This is a genomic window from Nocardia sp. NBC_01329 (assembly GCF_035956715.1).
Classification (GTDB): domain Bacteria; phylum Actinomycetota; class Actinomycetes; order Mycobacteriales; family Mycobacteriaceae; genus Nocardia.
This window is the reverse complement of the sequence record NZ_CP108381.1, coordinates 719,123-732,313: the sequence shown is the minus strand read 5'-3', so window position 1 is coordinate 732,313 and position 13,191 is coordinate 719,123. Positions and strand designations below refer to the sequence as shown.

The following is a 13,191-nucleotide window of genomic DNA, read 5'->3' as shown; positions in this document are numbered from 1 at the left end:
GAAGCACATGACCACCATGGAAATGCCGCACGTCAGCGAATGCACAGTGAACAGCTGTTCGTACAATCACGACGGTTGCCACGCCTACGCGATCAATGTCTCCGGCCAGAACGGCAGCGCCGACTGCGCCACCTTCATCCCACTGGCGGTCCGGGGCGGCCTGGACACGGTCACCAGCATGGTCGGCGCTTGCCAGCGCGCCGATTGCGCACACAACGCCGACCTCGAATGCACGGCCGGTGAGATCCGGGTCGGCCCGGGCAGCGCCGACCATTCGGCCCGCTGTTCGACCTACACCCCGCGCTGACGGATCGGCCGGTCACCGACACCTTCGGGCGATCAGATCCACAACGGGTCCCCGTATACGACGCCCCGCTCATCCACGGCGTCCGATTTCATCTGGATTTCGGTGTACTGCCGGATCACCGCCGGCCCGATACATCCGTTGATGACCAGATGCACATCGTGGTACACCACCCGCCCCGGCACTCCCGGCACAATGTCCTTGTCCACCAACGGGACATCGGCGACCTCTCCGGGAGCGATCCCGATGGTGTACCCCGGGGACTCGTAGGTCACGCCCGCGCCGCCGGAGGCCCCGGTGAGCTCGACCGCGCACCCGACGTGATATCCCACGTGGAGTTCACCGCCCCCGCCCCCGTCGACGCTACTGTAAGCAGTCCCCGAGACGAAGACCTCGCGCACTGTCCCCGATGCGTTCAACGGCGGAACCTTGTTCACCGTCTCACCGGAATGTCCCACGACGAAAGCCGGTCCGTCCGCCGACGCGAACGTTTTCTCGTGCGGTGCCGAATAGACCACTTCGGCCTGGGCGGCAGGCGCTGAATTAATAAGAGAAATCAGAATCGAACCTGCGCCCATCGCACACGACAGAAGCCTTTTCGCGGGAGATTTCATGCGCGGAACAGTAACAGAGCGAACAGTTGACGCCGACTCGCCTGTCGGCGTGTCGATTCCGGTTCCTACCTGCGGTTCCGTCCCCGCGCTGCGCACTGGAACCGGCTCCGGAAAGCCCTCGGCACAGCGAGATTCTCGCCGGACGCACCGAGTGGCCGACTACCCGCTCCCCCATTCACACCGGCCGATCTCATCGGTGCAATGAACGGCACTGTTTCGGAAAAATTCTCCGCCGATACGCCGCGCGTGATCCAGGACGGAAATCCCGGCTCCCCGGTGAACGAAATGAACTACCCACGATCCCGACGCCGGTCGGCGGTGCGACTGTTTCCACGGAAACCGGGAGTAGATCGTGCGGATGGTGTCGCGGTATCGCCGGCACAGGTTCTCGGTATCGGTGGGGTCGGCGGCATCGAGCGGCCGGCGAACCTGCAGACCGACTCGGACGCCGCGGTGGTCACCGAATCCCACGAATGCCGGGCAATCCTCGACGGCCGTCTCGGTAGGTACCGTCCACATCCCGGCATGGCACCACCCCGTCCGGGGTGTCGGTCGGATGGTGCCGGTGGGTCAGCAGACCCTGGACGACTCGACCGGGAGCCAGCCCGAGAGCCGAATGATCTCCGCAGCGATCTCGGCAATACCGCGCCCATCGGTCACGACACGATGGACGCCCGGTCGACACCCGATATCCAGTCGGTGAGCCATGACCGCGCTGCGTTCGAGATGCGCGTCCAGAACAGAACCTATCTCCCGCTGGGAAAGTCGCTGGCGAGCAGTCTCATCTGTGCAGGTCAGCAGAATACCGACAGGCAGTGACGCGCTCCCGCAGCGGACAACTGGGCGTGAACCTCGAGACCGGGTTACGACCATAGCCAACCGTCGACGCTCGTCTCCGGGACCCGGATCGCCTATTTCGTGAGGCCCGCGTCTCCCCACACACCGTTGCCCGCCTGGCTGCAACTCTCCAGATTCCCACCGACGAACAAGAAACTGATCGTCAGGTTCTGCACACCCGTCACGGACACATCCACCGCCGGTGATTGCCCCACCGCGACGTTGCCCGAGGAATAGATCGATTTCCCGTCGGCGATCACCTCGAACTGGAGTACCGATTGGGAATTTCCGCCCTCGGCGATGCCGATTGTCGAGGAGAACCGCGACCATTCACGATTCAGGTTGTAGGTGTGGCTCACCTCGGTATCGCAACCGCTGAACTGCTGATAGATCGAATGCGGGTAGGAGGCGCCGTTGACCTGCATGGTCCCGGTATAGGCCGTTCCGCTGGTGGGCGACATATCCGCCAGGTACTGCTTGGGCAGCGGGGCGGCCGACGGGGCCGGGGCAGCGGGGGCCGAGCTCTCGCTCGTCGTAACTTCTTGTGCTGTATCGGTTTCCGCGTCTGTGGAACCTGCGCCGACGAGCAGCGAGACCACCAAACCGACGATGGCCAGCGCGACACCCGCTCCTGATACGAGCAATACCCCACGCTCGGTGCCGCGGGCGCTCTTACCGGGCCCGGCACCGGTCGCCAGTGAATTGGGGCGCGGGATCGGCCCGCGAGTGGGTTCGGTTGGGTTGGACACGCGCACACTCTTCTTCGACGGAACTCGACGGAGCCCGGCCGGGCGCCGCAGCAGAGATATACCACGCCGGGCGGAGTGATGGAATTGGAGCGCTGCGGTCGATTGTCCGGCTCGCCCGTTCGCGATTCGAATTTCCCGTGCTCGGCGGCGGAATATCGAAAAGATCAGCGGGCTTTGGCTTTTCACAGGTCCGGACCGAATGGCCCGCATCGGATGGGCGGCCCCGGGAAAGCCGCGGTGACGATGCGCCGAATCCACAGCAGAAGCAGCCGAAGACCAAGGCCTGCGCGAGTTGTAGCGGATCGACACCGCGGTGCCGGCCGTCGCGCGGGAGCTGCTCGACACCGAGTGCGCCACCAGCTGTGGTCCACCGCGTCCGGCCCGCCCCGCGACAGCACGGCGCGCGGCCCGGCCTCGCCGACCAGTCCGTGGATACGATCCTGCGCGCACTACAACCCGGCTCCTGAACACATCCGGACCTCGGCGCGGCACCAGCACCGGCGAGGCGGACGGAGATGGGTCACAACGTGCCACAGATCACCGCGCCGGAAAGGAACCGACGGTACGGTAGTGTCTCTGTAGTACCTGCGCCAGATGCGCACCCACGTACTCCTCCGTCGCGGATTACAGCCTTTCGCGTCGGGACCCGCGACACCGCCACCTCGAGTAGGCGCGGACAGACGGTCCGAACGGACGTCGCGGTATCACCTCCGATGCCGAAAGGCGCCCATATCTTCATGCTTGCCAACACTGCTGCTGTGCAGTCCTTCGCCGATCTCGGCGTACCCGCGGATATCGTCCGCCTGCTCGCCGGGGGCGGTATCACCCAGCCCTTCCCCATCCAGAGCGCGTCTCTGCCCGATACCCTCGCCGGCCGCGACGTCCTCGGACGCGGTAAGACCGGTAGCGGGAAAACCCTCGCGTTCGGTATTCCGGTGGTCGCGCTACTCGCCGACGCGAAGCGCGCACCGGGACGGCCCACCGGGCTGATCCTCGCGCCCACCCGCGAACTCGCGACCCAGATCGCGGCGACCGTCGCCCCGCTGGCCGAGGTCTGCGGCCTCCGGGTCACCACCGTATTCGGTGGGGTACCGGTGAATCGGCAGATCAAAACCCTCAAGCAGGGTGTCGATATCGTCGTCGCCTGCCCGGGCCGGCTCGAAGATCTGATGAAACAGCGCGCGGTATCGCTGGACGCCGTGCGGGTGACGGTGCTCGACGAGGCCGACCATATGGCCGATCTCGGATTCCTTCCCGGGGTGACCCGGATCCTCAACGCGACACCGCGCGACGGTCAGCGGCTGTTGTTCTCGGCGACGCTGGACAACGGCGTCGGGAAGCTGGTCGACCGGTTCATGCACGCCCCGGTCTCACATTCGGTCGACGAAGCCGCCGCGCCGCCGCCGAAGATGGAGCATCACGTCTTCGAGGTCGCCGGCGCCGCCGCCAAGAAAGACCTCGTCCGAGCCCTCGCCGCCGGTAGCGGACGACGCATTCTGTTCATGCGCACCAAGCACCATGCCCGCCGGCTCGCCGGCGAACTGACCCGCGCCGGTATCGCGGCCGTCGACCTGCACGGAAACCTTTCCCAGCCGGCCCGCGACCGTAATCTCGCCGCCTTCGCCGCGGGCACCGCCCGGGTGATGGTCGCGACCGATATCGCGGCCCGCGGTATCCACGTCGACGATCTCGAACTCGTGGTCCATGTCGACCCACCCGCTGAGCACAAGGCGTATCTGCACCGTTCCGGCCGCACGGCCCGCGCGGGCACCGCCGGCACCGTGGTCACGCTGGTACTGCCCGAACAGCGCAAGGATGTCGCGGCGCTGCTCCGGAAGGCCGGCATCGACGTGAGCCCGCGGCCGGTGACCCCCGATTCACCGGTTCTCGTCGGTCTCGCGGATTACTCCGTGCCCGCCGGACCCGCGGCCGGGCCCGGGACGGCCGCCGCTCGACCAGAGGCCACCCGGACCGCGACCGGCGGCCGGCGTGGACAGCGCGGCGGGTCGGGCACCCGCGCGGGCGACCACCCTGCTTCGACGAGGTCGAGCGGGCGCGCGACGGCGGGCGAACGGAGCCGGCCGGAGGGCGCCGATAAGCGATCGCGACAGGGCGAACGATCGGGTGCGGCCGAACATGCCGGGGCGCGGGGGTCCAGTGGCCGGCGCGGGAGTGCCACCGGGCGGGCCGGGAACCGGGCCACCGCCTCGGGCCACGAGGCCCGGCAACCAGCCACATCGCAGCGCAACCAGTCGGTGACCGGCGCGAAGCGCGGTACGGATTCGGCGCGCACCGGTGGCGCGAAGTCCACCTCCGGTCAATTCGACTCGGCACGAGGCCAGCAACGCCGGCCCCGCCGGGCCACTCGCCCCGCCGGCTCGTAAGGACCCGCTCACCGGGTCGGCCGCGACCGGGACAGTTCGCCCGGCACCGAGCCCGATACGACGACCGCCCGTCCTCGCGATACGCGAGGACGGGCGGTCGTTCTGTGGGACTCAGTGCGCGAGTACCGGTTCCCCTTCTGCCGGAGCCGGGAGAGCGTTCGGCAGCAGGAAGGCCAGCACTACCGCGCCGAAGACAAAAATGCCTGCGGCCCAGGTGAAGCTGGTGGTGTAGCTCTCGATGGCCGACTGAACGATGGTGATCTCGTTCGGCGTCCGGCCGGCCAGATAGCCGGTCGAGGCCGAGGCCGCGATGGTGCTCAGCAGTGCGGTCCCGATCGAACCACCCACCTGCTGGCTGGTGTTGATCATCGCGGAGGCGACCCCGGCGTCCTCGTGCTTCACCCCGGCGGTGGCACTCTGGAACGCCGTCGCCATCGCCCCACCGAGGCCGAGGCCGAGCAGGATCAGTCCGGGCAGGATATGCGAGGCGTATCCGGTGTCGAGGCCGATCCGGGTCAGCCAGGCCATCCCGAGCGCGGCGATCGCGAACCCGGTGCTGACGACCACCTTCGGGCCGAACTTCGGCAGCAGCAGTGACGGAGTCGTGGTGGAGGAAGCGACCATGGCGGCGACCATCGGCAGGAATGCCACACCGGTCATGATCGGCGAGTAGCCCAACGTCAGCTGCATGTAATAAGTGAGGAACAGGAAGATCGCGAACATCCCGATTCCCATCACGAACACCGCGAGATAGGCCCCACCGCGGGTGCGGTCGAGCACGATACGCAGCGGCAGCAACGGGTGTGCCACTCGCGTCTCGAGCCAGACGAACAGGCCGAGCAGCGCCGCGCCGCCGATGAGGAACGCCAGCGTGGCCGAATTCGTCCAGCCGTCGCTCTCGGCGTGGGAGAACCCGTAGACGATGCCGAACAGCGCGGCGGTGACCACGACCGTTCCCGGGATATCGAGCTTGGGCCGCGTGGTGGTGACATGCTTGGCCAGCAGCAGTACCGCCCCGACCAGCGCCACGGCCGCGAAGGCCAGGTTCACGAACATCACCCAGCGCCACGAGGCCCATTCGGTGAGCGCGCCGCCGAGCAGCAGGCCGATCGCGCCGCCGGTACCGGCGACCGCGCCGAAGATACCGAAGGCCTTCGCCCGTTCGGACGGTTCGGTGAAGGTGACGGTCAGCAGCGACAGCGCGGCCGGGGCGAGCACCGCGCCGAAAACGCCCTGGCCGATGCGGGCCGCGACCAGCATCTCGAAGTTGACGGCCGCGCCACCGATGGCGGAGGCCACCGAGAAGCCGATCAGGCCGACGATGAAGGTGTTACGGCGGCCGAACAAGTCGCTGAGGCGGCCCCCGAGCAGCAGCAGGCTGCCGAAGGCCAGCGCATAACCCGTGATGACCCACTGCCGACTGGCATCGTCGAAGCCCAGGTCACGCTGAGCCTCCGGGAGCGCGATGTTCACGACGGTCGCGTCCAGTACGACCATGAGCTGGGCTACGCCGAGTACGGCGAGGACCCACCAGCGCAGCGCGTGCGAACCGCGTCTGCCCGATGCTGTTTCCTGTGCGGACCGACCGCGATCGATCGTGGTAGTCATCTCGCCCCTTGGAGGAAGGTTGATTTCGGAGAAGGATCAGAGAAGCGGAGGAAAGTTCTCCGCTTGCATGAACGCTAACACAATAACGGAGGAATTGCCTCCACTTAATCCCGTCGTTGGTAGAATGCCGGTGTGAAACACGCCACGACCCTGCGCGCACCCCGGCGACTGCGCGCCGACGCCGCACGCAATCAGCAACGCATCGTCGAGGCGGCCAGCGAACTGTTCGCCGATCGCGGGCTGGAGATCACTCTCGACGACGTCGCCGAGCGAGCCGGCGTAGGTGTGGGCACGGTCTACCGCCGTTTCGCCAACAAGAAGGAACTCATCGCCGAGGTCTTCGAACACAGCCTCGGCGCGTTCGCCGAAGCCGCCGAAGCCAGCCGCGACCACCCGGATCCCTGGCTGAGTCTTGTCGAGTTCGTCGAATACGCGTGCCGCCACCTGGCCACGAATCGCGGATTCAGCGAGGTCATCCTCGAACTGGACCTCGAGACAGAACGTTTCCACGGCCTGCGCGACCGGATCAAACCCGCCGTCGCAGCGATCGTCGGCCGGGCCCGCGAAGCAGGGGTCCTGCAACCCGATATCGAACCGTCGGACCTCTTCGCGTTGATCCATATGGTGGACGGCTTGGCCGAATTCGCCAAACCGGTCAATCCCGAGATCTGGCGGCGCTATATGGCCATCGTCCTCAACGGAATCCGCGCGGATGACGTAGCCCGCCGGCAACTACCGGTCCGCGCACTGACCGACGACGAAGTCGACCGAGCGAAGACGGCCAACGCCGCCCCGTGCGTCGGCCGCCGCCGCTGACCGGAACCCGTAAACCCGTCTCACCCTGAGCACAGCTGTACGAGCCCACCCAGACCCCAGCGATCTGCTCCAGATCCAGCGACTCCGATGCGATGGTGCCGTCCGCGGCAACCGCAGTCCCGGGCACCGAACCCGCGCAGCCCGAAAACGGTATCGCCAGCGCCCACGGTTTTCGAGATTCTACGGCCTACCGCTGGATAGACCGCCGGAGTCGGGCTTGTCATCTGCCGGAGGCTCCCTGTCCGTTGAAGGCCCACCCTCTGTTGAAGTCTCACTCTCCGTGGAAGTTTCACCCTCCGTAGCAGGCCCGCTCTCGGTTGAAGACTCACCTTCCGTCGAAGACTCATCTTCCGTCGAAGACTCACCTTCCGTAGAAGACTTACTCTCGGTTGAAGACTTACTCTCAGTTGAAGACTCACCCTTCGTAGAAGACTCACCTTCCGTACCAGGCCCGCCCTCCGTCGAAGGCCCGCCCTCCGTAGAAGACTCACCTTCAGCCACAGGTCCATCATCTTTTGGAGGCTCGCCCTCCGTTGAAGGCTTACCCGGAGTCGGCTGGCCACTTTGCGGGGGTGTCGGAGTGGGAGCGGGCGCCGGAGCCTGCATGGAAGGTGGCTGAGCGTCGGACCGATCATCGTCGGAATCGCTGTCGTCTTCACTGTCGTCGTCTTCTCCGCCGAGACCCACCATGGCAGACACGAGACCCGCCATCGCGAGCGACGTCACCATGTCGCCGATGCCGCCGCCGGCGGCGGCGGCGCCCGAACCGGAGGGTTGAGTCTCCCCCTGGGTACCGCTCGGCTGGCCGCCCGAATCGGTTTCCTCTCCGGAAAGTCCATCGGATCCGAGTCCATCCGAGTCAGGATCGCTCGCTCCGGGATCGCTTGCTCCGGGATCGCTTGCTCCGGGATCGCTTGCTCCGGGATCGCTCGCTCCGGGATCAACCGTCCCCGGATCAACCGTCCCCGGATCAACCGCACCGGGATCAACTACGCCGGCTCCGGTCGGCCCGGGAATGCCCGCGCCGGGATCAGCCACCCCGGGATCAACCACACCGGGGGCAACCGTCCCGGGATCAACCGCACCAGGATCGACCGCGCCAAGTCCTCCGAGAGCGCCCGCGGCAGGGTCACCTGTCCCGACGCCCGCCCCCAGAGCTCCCGCCCCAGGATCAGTTGCTCCGGGATCGGTCGGCCCGCCGATACCGGGGGCTTCCGCAGAGTCCTCCCCGCCGAAACCGAGTTCATCACTCAACAAATATCCGCCAGCGCCGACAGCGGCGACGCCGCCCATGACCATGGCCGCGGTACTGGGCTTCCATTTCGAGTCCGAGCTGTCTTTATCACCGTCTTTGCCGTCTTTGTCGCTGTCTTTGTCGCTGTCTTTGTCGCTGTCTTTGTCGCTGTCCTTGTCGCCGTCCTTGTCGCCGTCCTTGTCGCCGTCCTTGTCGCCGTCCTTGTCGCCGTCCTTGTCAGCGTCCGGCTCCTCCGGAGTGTCCGGCTTCTTCTCCGAGGTAACCGGCTCCTCCGGGGTATCCGGCTTCTTCTCCGAGGTAACCGGCTCCTCCGGGGTATCCGGCTTCTTCTCCGAGGTAACCGGCTCCTCCGGGGTATCCGGCTTCTTCTCCGAGGTAACCGGCTCCTCCGGAGTGTCCGGCTTCTTCTCCGAGGTAACCGGCTCCTCCGGAGTGTCCGGCTTCTTCTCCGAGGTAACCGGCTCCTCCGGGGTATCCGGCTTCTTCTCCGAGGTAACCGGCTCCTCCGGGGTATCCGGCTTCTTCTCCGAGGTAACCGGCTCCTCCGGGGTATCCGGCTTCTTCTCCGAGGTAACCGGCTCCTCCGGGGTATCCGGCTTCTTCTCCGAGGTAACCGGCTCCTCCGGGGTATCCGGCTTCTTCTCCGAGGTAACCGGCTCCTCCGGGGTATCCGGCTTCTTCTCCGAGGTAACCGGCTCCTCCGGGGTATCCGGCTTCTTCTCCGAGGTAACCGGCTCCTCCGGGGTATCCGGCTTCTTCTCCGAGGTAACCGGCTCCTCCGGGGTATCCGGGGTATCCGGTCGGCCCTGATCCCCCGTATCGCCGTGCGTATTGCCGTCGCCACTATCGGAACCCCGACCCCGACCCCCGGTCGGCTCGATAGCCTCCGGGGCGCTGGCACGCCCCGGCCGCGGCGCGGACGTCGGCGGCGGGGCAGCGGGCCTCGCCGGAGCAGAGCCATCTGTGTGACCGCCCGGCGCACCCGCGCCGCCATCCGGCGTGGCCCGGCCCCCGCCTGTCAGCGATGAGGGGTCGCGCACCTGATATGACACCTGGGAGGTGTCGTTCCCGTTGTAACCCCGCCGGACCGGGTCATAGATATTGGGAATGTGGCCCGGGTTGATGATCGGCGGCGAACCATGGGGCGGCATTGCCATCGGGCCACTGGGTGGTGATGCCTGGCTTATGCGGTGCGCACCGTCCATATCCGCCCTGGCGAGACGGCTGACCGCGCTGCCGGCAGGGTCGGAACTGTTGCCCCGCAGTGCGCGTCCGGCGTGGCCGAATTTGCCTACCAACGTTTGCAGCGCCTCGATGACAGGCCGAAACAGCTTCACCGCTCATCCTCCGGCCTCGGATGAGGCCTTCTTCGTGCTCGATCAAGCGAGACCATCGGAATAGAACCTTCGCAACTGTGAGGTCTCCGCTGGGGACAGTCTGCTTTCGCAGTTGCTCGCCTGGTCGCCCCAGTCTGGGTTATCCCCACCGCCGGGGGTAGAACAACCGGTCACGCGGTGTGCCCCTGGCCCGGCCCCTGTTGCGCAATGTCGACACCGCACCGAATTGCGAACTAGCTTGTCCGAGAGCGACTTTCGCCGGCAGCCGGCTCTCCTTCCTTCGGTGAGGGTTCGGCAAGAACACTGTGGACCTGCTCGGTTTCTGGTGTCTCGACGCTCGACGATTCGGTGGGGGGCGGCGCGGTATCCGGTACGAACACCTGCGGGCCGGTGTGCGGGGGGTTATCGGATATCGGCGGCACCGCTTGGTGCGGTTCACCACCACGGTTGCCGGTTTCTCCGGCCGATACCGCCGGAACTTTCTCATCGGAGGGTTTCGCGGTGGGTGCGACACGTGCCACCTTTTTGCGGCCACGCGACCAGGGTGTTTGCGATGCCTTACGTCCGGAGGGTCGCTGATCGCCCGGTTTCGAGTCGGCCCCGGCTCGACCGGCACCCTGCGTCTTACCTGTCGTGGCGTCTGCGGGGCGCTGGCCGTTCGCGGCGGATGTCGCCTGCGACTGGGCCGGCGATGCCGAGGGAGTCCACTGGTCGGTTCCCGGAGTCGATGTTGCGGCCGTAGCGCCGCCCTGGTGTTGGGCCGCCGCCGATTCGGGTCGCTCCAGGCTGTGAGCGCTTTGTGGGCTTCCTGCCGAATTCCCATCGTGTCCGGAGGACTGAATTCGCTCCGCGGGGTTGCCGGTCGCGGAAAGAGCAGAGCCCGGTCCATCCAGCGGCATCGATTCCGGTGCGACGGCGGCCGGCCGGCCCGAATCGGTGGTTGGAGACGCGCCACCACGGGATCCGGCACTGCCCTCCGCATGACCGTCGCCGGGGCCGGAGGAACCGGCCTCCGTCCCCTTTGCGGACGACGCTCCGGGAGTCGGTTGTCCCGTCTCCTGGCTCTCCGACAATTCCCCGACAGTCGGTCGACTCGTTTCCGAGTCGCTCCCCGGCGACGGGACCGGAGATGTGCTCATCGGTTGATCGTTCAGGCCTGCGTCCACCGCCGGTGCCACTTCGGACGGGTCCGGCCACTCGGCGCGCTGGACAGTCAATCCGGGAGTCTCGAAGTCGAAGCCGTTCAGCTTCTCTCCGAATTTCTCGCCATGGGAGACCAGGTCGTCGGCATGGTTCTCCAATATCGCGACGTATCGGTTCACTTCCTCGGGGTCGATGTACAGACTCGACTCGGAGGCGGTGGTGGGCAAGGGAGGCGGGCGGAGTGCATCTCGGAGGAATTCGTCGAACTTCTTCAGGAGCGGTTCGATCGCTTTGATCATCACCTCAGCCGCGATGTACCACACCAAGACCTGTGCCATCGCCTTGAGAATCCGGCTCGCGGCGGAAGCCAGCAATGGGCCGGCAGCCGGGCCGATCGGACTGAGGACGGCCACCGTATAGCTTGCGACGAGCGCGGCGAGTTCGATCAGGACCGCGATCTGTATCGCCTCGATGACATCCGCCGCCACATCGAGCACCTGTGCTGTCACGCCGAATGCGGAATCCAGTTCCGCCATCTTCTCCTTGTGGTGGGCCCACCCCACCAGAATCGCCTGGTAGGAGTTCCCGGACATGGCCGATCCCAGGTCTTTCACAGCGCCGGACGCCCCGTCATAGGTTTCCCGGACGTCGCCGGCGAATTCACGGACGGTCCGGCTCAGCTCGCGGACCTGGTCCACGTCGACATCGGGGTACGGGATCCCCATCGCGTTGAGAAAGAGCACGACCTCGGTCGGTATGTGGATACTCAAGACCCGGGCCTCTTCGCAGTGGGTGCGGCGGCGGCCTGCACCGACCGACCGGACCGCGGCGTCCGCCCGCTGGGCACGCCCCCGACACGGTCATAGCGTCGGCACGCGACGTCGCCGGAGTCGCAGTGAGAGCGGTCTCTCCGCAGCCCGATGCTTCCGGTCTTCCAGGCTGATCGGCACACCGGCATTCCGAGGCCCCACACCTGAGCAGACTACCCAACGCCGAAATCCCGACGAAGCGATCTCAGCCCGCCGAAGCGCCGGTCACCCTGGACGAAAAGCCGGTCGGGGCCGCAGAGTCGGGTTCACACCACAGAGCAGGTGAGCCCAGTTCTTGCCAGCACAGGGAATAGCATTTCCGATCATCCGTCGACCATCCCCGCCGAACTCGCCTCGGAACCGGGCGGTCGCATGACGCATGCTGTTCACGGCCGAACATCGCCGGCCACGAGTGGGCGCATCAGCCTCTCGGTAGCGCCTGCACGATCCTGGTGATCCGGGCTCCGGCATCGCACACCTTCTCGATCTTCGCAGCGAGTGCGTCGCCTTCGAATTCTTCGGCCCGGCCACCCACACTGATGGACGCGACCACCGAACCGTCTCGCCCCAGGACCGGGGCCGCCACCGCGGCGACCCCGGGCAGATAGTCGGAGTTACTCACCGAGTAGCCGACCTCTCGGATCTCGTCGAGATGTTCGACGAGTACCCCCACATCGGTGATCGTTCGATCGGTGATGGCCGACAGGCCGCGGGCGATCCACTTGTCCCGCAGGGCATCCGAGTGAGCGAGCATCACGGTCGGTCCCGCCGCGGCGTGATACGGCATCACCGACCCGACATTGATCCCGGCGACGACGAGCGAGTTGCGGCCTTCGAGCAGATCGATGCAGACCGCGCCCTGTTCGGCCGGCACCATCAGATAGGCCGTGTTACCGAAGGCGGTCGCCAGTTCGGTCATGAACGGCTTTGCCGCCGAACGGATATCGAGTTTCGCCAGCGCCGCGGAACCGATCTCGAACACCGGCATCGCCACCCGGTAGGCGCCTTCTTCGGTGCGATCCACCCACCCCGCCTGGACCAAGGTCGCCATCAGTCGGAACACCGTGGTCTTGTTCATCCCGCTCGCCACGGTGAGGTCGTTCAACATCCAGGTGGGGCGGTCCGCACTGAAGTGACCGAGCAGCGTGCACGCCTTGAGAACGGCACCCACGACATCGCGCCCCCCGGACGCCTCGGACTCGGCGGGCACAGTCGCCTTCGGCTCGGATCCCACAACCGCCTTCGGCTCGGACGGCACAGCCACTTGATACTCACTCGCTTCCACGGTTCGGGCGATCGATGTCGCCACCTTACGAACTCGTTCATCGATCGGGG

The 13,191-nt window shown here is 66.4% G+C and carries 9 protein-coding genes; 3 read left to right on the top strand and 6 right to left on the bottom strand.

The window, feature by feature from the left end:
* Window positions 1–7: 7 nt before the first annotated feature.
* On the top strand, window positions 8–307 hold the full coding sequence (locus tag OG405_RS03385; RefSeq protein WP_327150175.1) for a DUF1540 domain-containing protein: 300 nt from the start codon (window positions 8–10) through the stop codon (window positions 305–307).
* Window positions 308–339: 32 nt separating this feature from the next.
* Here OG405_RS03385 and OG405_RS03380 read toward each other — a convergent pair whose 3' ends face one another.
* Both OG405_RS03380 and OG405_RS03375 read right to left on the bottom strand, forming a co-directional pair.
* Entirely contained in the window at window positions 340–918 is a 579-nt protein-coding gene (locus tag OG405_RS03380) for an MspA family porin (RefSeq protein ID WP_327150174.1), read from the bottom strand.
* Between the two features lie 911 nt (window positions 919–1,829).
* Window positions 1,830–2,504: an NPCBM/NEW2 domain-containing protein gene (locus OG405_RS03375; protein WP_327150173.1), complete on the bottom strand. Its 675-nt coding sequence runs from the start codon at window positions 2,502–2,504 to the stop codon at window positions 1,830–1,832.
* Window positions 2,505–3,241: 737 nt separating this feature from the next.
* Here OG405_RS03375 and OG405_RS03370 point away from each other — a divergent pair.
* Window positions 3,242–4,888: a DEAD/DEAH box helicase gene (locus OG405_RS03370; protein ID WP_327150172.1), complete on the top strand. Its 1,647-nt coding sequence runs from the start codon at window positions 3,242–3,244 to the stop codon at window positions 4,886–4,888.
* 111 nt (window positions 4,889–4,999) lie between these two features.
* Here the strand turns inward: OG405_RS03370 and OG405_RS03365 are convergent, their stop codons facing one another.
* Window positions 5,000–6,496: an MFS transporter gene (locus tag OG405_RS03365; RefSeq protein ID WP_327150171.1), complete on the bottom strand. Its 1,497-nt coding sequence runs from the start codon at window positions 6,494–6,496 to the stop codon at window positions 5,000–5,002.
* 132 nt (window positions 6,497–6,628) lie between these two features.
* Between OG405_RS03365 and OG405_RS03360 the strand changes: the two genes are divergently transcribed.
* Entirely contained in the window at window positions 6,629–7,312 is a 684-nt protein-coding gene (locus OG405_RS03360; RefSeq protein WP_327150170.1) for a TetR/AcrR family transcriptional regulator, read from the top strand.
* A gap of 180 nt (window positions 7,313–7,492) precedes the next feature.
* On the opposite strand, the gene OG405_RS03355 is transcribed toward OG405_RS03360, so the two are convergent.
* The 3 genes from OG405_RS03355 to OG405_RS03345 all read right to left on the bottom strand — a co-directional run bounded on the left by OG405_RS03355 (window position 7,493) and on the right by OG405_RS03345 (window position 13,114).
* Window positions 7,493–9,607 (bottom strand): hypothetical protein, encoded by a 2,115-nt coding sequence (locus OG405_RS03355; RefSeq protein WP_327150169.1) that lies wholly within the window; start codon window positions 9,605–9,607, stop codon window positions 7,493–7,495.
* A 530-nt stretch (window positions 9,608–10,137) separates the two neighbouring features.
* The gene (locus tag OG405_RS03350) at window positions 10,138–11,817 is read right to left on the bottom strand and encodes a WXG100-like domain-containing protein (RefSeq protein WP_327150168.1); all 1,680 of its coding nucleotides are present in this window, start codon (window positions 11,815–11,817) and stop codon (window positions 10,138–10,140) included.
* 460 nt (window positions 11,818–12,277) lie between these two features.
* Complete coding sequence (locus OG405_RS03345) at window positions 12,278–13,114, bottom strand: IclR family transcriptional regulator (protein WP_327150167.1); 837 nt, start codon at window positions 13,112–13,114, stop codon at window positions 12,278–12,280.
* Window positions 13,115–13,191: the final 77 nt, after the last annotated feature.